A 4,439-nucleotide genomic window follows, 5' to 3' on the forward strand; every position below is an offset into this window, starting at 1 on the left:
GTGTCGGCGTTGGTGTCGGCGTCGGCGACGCGGTCGTGGTCACCATCGGGGTCGCCACCGTCCCGGTCGTTACCGGAGATCTCTGGGAAACAATCGGCGCTTTCGAGGGTTTGGCAGGAGGTGCCGTGGGCGCGGGCGTCGGGGTTGCGGTCGGTGTCGGCGTCGGCGTGGGCTCCGGCCCCAGTCTCACCGCCCAGGCGTCCATATTCACCGATCCTCCCCTCTCCGTGGCGTTGAAGGTCCCTGCGAAGACGTGCTCCCCGGCGGCGACCTCGAGAACCGAGGCGGCCCGATCGCCGGGATTGTGCCCCCCGAAGATCCTGCTCCACGCCACCGCTCCTTCGGCGTCGGTCTTAACAAGCCAGGCATCGGTGTCATCCAAACCGGAGTAGCCCGTCTCCCCGGCGAAGAGGTAGCCGCCGTCCGCGGTCTCGACGACGTCCGCCGCCGACTCGTCCACGCCGAAGTCCCCGTAGATCCAGTTCCAGACGATATCCCCGTCAGCCGTGAGCTTGATGAGGAGGGCGTCGGTATCGACCGTTTCGTTATCAGGCCTCTCCGTGAACGTGCCGGCGACAAGCAGGTTGCCGTCCGAGGTGTTGATCACCGCCCGGCCGGCGTCGTCGTCGGGGCTGCCGAACGTCCGGTTCCAGACCTCCGTACCCGACTCGTCCAGCCTGATCACCCAGACATCGGCCATGCCCGCTCCCGAGGACTCGGTGCTGCCGGCAACGGCGAAACCGCCGTCGGGAAGCCGGGTGACTGCGTTCGCCCTGTTGTTCCCCGCTCCGCCGAACGTCCGGTTCCAGATTTCCGTACCCGACTCGTTCAGCCTGACCACCCAGGCGGCGGATTCGTTCGCTCCCAGGGGCGAGGTGGTGCCGGCGAAGACGTAACCGCCGTCATCGGTCCCGATAACCGCGTTTGCCGAGGCATTGACGTCCGGGCCGCCATAGGTCCGGTTCCAGACCTCGCCGCCCGAGGGATCTATCTTCACGATCCAGGCATCGGTATCCGCCCGCGTCCCGTTCGTGACGAGGGTGAGGTTCCCGGCGAAGAGGAGGCCGCCGTCAGCGGTCCGGACGATGGAGCGAGCGGTGTCGGCCTCCTCCCCGCCATAGGTCCTGTTCCACTCCTCGGTGCCTTCCGGCGTCAGCCTGCTCACCCGGGCGTCCGTCTTTCCCCCTCCGGGCGACGCCGTCTCCCCGGCAAGGAAGAATCCGGCTCCTCCGGGGTCCGGCACGATTGCGTATCCCGCTTCCCAGGCCTCCGGTCCCCCGTAGGTCCGGTTCCAGATAACAGTCGAGTCTCCTGCCTGCGCCCCCGCGACTGCGATGAGCGCGAGTGCCGAAAGGAGTATGATCCCGAAATAAGTCCTGCATTGCATGGTTTACCTCTCCCCATATCCACCCCGGGAATGTGCTGCGGTCCGTGCCGGGGACCGCAGGAAGTCTTCAATCTCCCGGGGTTTACGGCGAACCGCCGAACACGGGTTTATCGTTGAAGGGCAGGTCTCCTGCAGAGATCCCCGGTCCCGCAGCACCGCGGGGCCTGCACTTCAATAGCACCATTATTATAATAATATTATTTCAAAACCCTGTTGTGGCAGTGGTTCGAGATTGCCCGCCGTCCCGGAGCCGTGCATGCGCGATCCGCTCCTCCCCGGGAGGAGCGGAGGTACGCCGGTCCGGTTGCCCCCCGGCTTCCGTTCGGGGACATGGCCCGGCCCTACGGCTGCAGTGGTCCCGGTGACCCTGCCCCACAACCATCAATACGCTTATGAACAAATCCTTGATAGGAGACCCGTATGAAACTCTTGCTTGCGATTGCACCGGAACGGTTCAGGGACGAGGAACTGGAGGTCCCGAAAAAGGCCTTTGAAGAGGTGGGGATCGACGTGGATATCGCCTCTACGGTCGCCGGCACGTGCACGGGGATGCTGGGGTGCACCGCGGAGGCGGCCATGACGTTTGACGACGTGAACCCCGACGATTACGCCGGGATCGTGGTTGTGGGCGGAAGCGGTTCGGAGGACCACCTCTGGGGGAGCGAGAACCTCATCGCCGCCGTCAGGGCGTTCTTCGAGCAGGGCAAGGTCGTCGCCGCCATCTGTCTCGCGCCGGTCGTGCTGGCACGGGCAGGTATCCTCGCCGGACGGCAGGCGACGGTATACGCGAGCCCGGCGGCGGTGCAGGAGATGAAGAAGGCGGGAGCAAACCTCCTCGATATTCCCGTCGTCGCCGACATGCAGGTCGTGACCGCGAACGGACCCGGAGCCGCCGCACAGTTCGCCGACACCATCATCACGAAACTCGAATGCTGAACGATGCAGAAGGCGGCAAAGTGACCCGGGCGGACTGCACCCTGGTGATCCCCGCATACAACGAAGAACGGCGGATTCGGTCGCTTCTTAAAGACATTGCGGGCTTTGCCGGCGAACTCGTCTTCGTCTGCGACGGGACCGATGCCACCCCGGAGATAATCGGTGCGTTCGCGGACGATCATCCCTCGCTTTCCATCCGGTGCCTGACGTTTCCGGCCCGGCTCGGAAAAGGGGGAGGCGTCGTTGCCGGCATGAGGGCGGCAGCCACGCCCTTCGTCGGCTACATGGATGCGGACGGCTCGACGTCCCTGTCCGAGATGGAGCGCCTCTTCGACTGCCTCGCGACCGCGGACGGCGCCATCGGTTCGCGCTGGGTCCCCGGCTCGGTCCTCACCGTGCGGCAGGGCTTCCGGCGTCGGGTCGAGAGCCGTCTCTTCAACCTCCTGGTCAGGGCACTCTTCGGGCTCGACTACCGGGACACCCAGTGCGGTGCGAAGGCCTTCCGGAAGGAGGCGCTCGATGCGGTTCTCCCCTTCATCCGGTCGACCGGGTTCGAGTTCGATGTCGAACTCCTCTGGCGGCTGCGCCGGGGCGGCTACCGGGTGGTAGAGATCCCGATCACCTGGGAGAACCGGGACGAGTCGAAGGTGGCGACGTCGGACGCGAAGGCGATGCTGATGGGGATGATCCGGCTCCGGTTCGGGTGAGGGTCTCCAAGGGCGCAGGCGTACCTTCGCGGCTCCCACCCTTTGCGTTCTTCGCGGCTTCGCGTGAGACCTGCTGCTGTCCCTGTACTGTTGCTTCACGCGAAGACGCGAAAATACGCGAAGTGCGACGTTCCAACGGAATGCGACGGGCCGAATGCGACTGGCCGCAGGGCCAGAGCGTGAGCACCGTCAGGTGCGAAGGGTCGGAGCTTGAGCACCGAAGGTGCGAGGAGAGTTCATAAATTACCGCAAGGACTTCTCGTCTTCGAAGACCACAGGTCTTCTCAAGCTCCGGGTGTTCCATCCGTCGCTCTTCGCGTGAGACCAGACCAGTTTTCCACGCAGGAACAAACCGCCGGGTTTTAAGGCTCTCCGGGTGAACGGATTTTTGCAGGAGCGCGGGTCACGGTGTTTGAGAAGACGATCTTTGTGGAAGAGATCAACGGGGGCGTGCAGGTCGACGCGCCTTTCGTGGTGGATGCTGCAGGATTGAGGGAGAAACGGGACGGCGGCAAGTATATCCAGCTCACCATCTCCGATAAGACCGGCCGGGAAACCTGCAAGGTATGGGGAACGCCTGAATATAGCGCAGAGCAGATCGAGGCGTTCTGCCACGCGATCCGGCCCGGCGAGGTCTACCGTATCCAGGGATACGCGAAGGTCTTCAACGGCGCCTGCGAGGTCAACGTGAACGACGGGATCGCAAGCCTCGAAGCCCCGGTGCCTCCGGACGTGTTCGACCCGTCCATGTTCGTCTATGCACCCGTCGACTGCGACGGCGTCCGGCGGGGGCTGGCCCGTATGACCGCGAAGATTGAAGATCACGGCATATCCTCCCTCGTCTCCGCGGTCATGGACAGCACCCGGGGGTTCCTCGACGCTCCCGCGGCCAAACGCCATCACCACGCCTACATCGGCGGCCTTGCGGAGCACACCCTCGAGACCGCGGAGATTGCGCTCTCCCTTGCGGGCACCGTCAGCCGGGCCGGGATGGATACCGACGTGCTGCTTGCAGGAGCCCTTCTCCACGACGTCGGGAAAGCGGCCTGCTTTTGCCGCCAGGGATTCTCGTTCGTCGCGCTCCCGGAATACACCCTCGTCGGGCATACGGCGCTTGGAGCGGCGGCACTCATGAAGCATTCCGCCGGTGTCGACCCCACACGGTTTGCACACATCCTCCATATCGTGATGGCGCACCACGGCCCCCACGGCGAGGTCCAGCCCCGGACCCCCGAGGCCTGGGCGGTTCACTTCGCCGACAACGCGAGCGCCTTCCTCCGGGGGGTCTCGGACGACGCCGCCGATCTCGCGCCGGGAGAGGCGCGGCAGGGAGCACGGACACAGACGCAGGTCTACCGGTTCTGAGGGTGAGGTTGCCCCAAAACCTCTTTGCCGGGAGGGGGACACCC

Annotated in this window: 3 protein-coding genes and 1 pseudogene; 3 read left to right on the plus strand and 1 reads right to left on the minus strand. The window is 65.0% G+C overall.

Translation table 11 applies throughout. The features are described 5' to 3' along the window. Positions 1-1,387, minus strand: a pseudogene (locus BRA62_RS06040) (hypothetical protein); the annotation flags it as partial. A gap of 420 nt (positions 1,388-1,807) precedes the next feature. Between BRA62_RS06040 and BRA62_RS06045 the strand changes: the two are divergent. The 3 genes from BRA62_RS06045 (at position 1,808) to BRA62_RS06055 (ending at position 4,395) form a co-directional block, all read left to right on the plus strand. Next, positions 1,808-2,323, plus strand: a complete 516-nt coding sequence (locus tag BRA62_RS06045) for a DJ-1/PfpI/YhbO family deglycase/protease (protein ID WP_292365677.1) — start codon at positions 1,808-1,810, stop codon at positions 2,321-2,323. Next, entirely contained in the window at positions 2,317-3,030 is a 714-nt protein-coding gene (locus BRA62_RS06050) for a dolichyl-phosphate beta-glucosyltransferase (RefSeq protein WP_292365678.1), read from the plus strand. The genes BRA62_RS06045 and BRA62_RS06050 overlap by 7 nt, the downstream gene beginning before the upstream one ends. 408 nt (positions 3,031-3,438) lie before the next feature. Beyond that, positions 3,439-4,395: an HD domain-containing protein gene (locus BRA62_RS06055; RefSeq protein WP_292365679.1), complete on the plus strand. Its 957-nt coding sequence runs from the start codon at positions 3,439-3,441 to the stop codon at positions 4,393-4,395. Positions 4,396-4,439 lie beyond the last annotated feature (44 nt).

Origin of the sequence: Methanoculleus sp. UBA208, assembly GCF_002498065.1 — an archaeon.
Taxonomy (GTDB): domain Archaea; phylum Halobacteriota; class Methanomicrobia; order Methanomicrobiales; family Methanoculleaceae; genus Methanoculleus.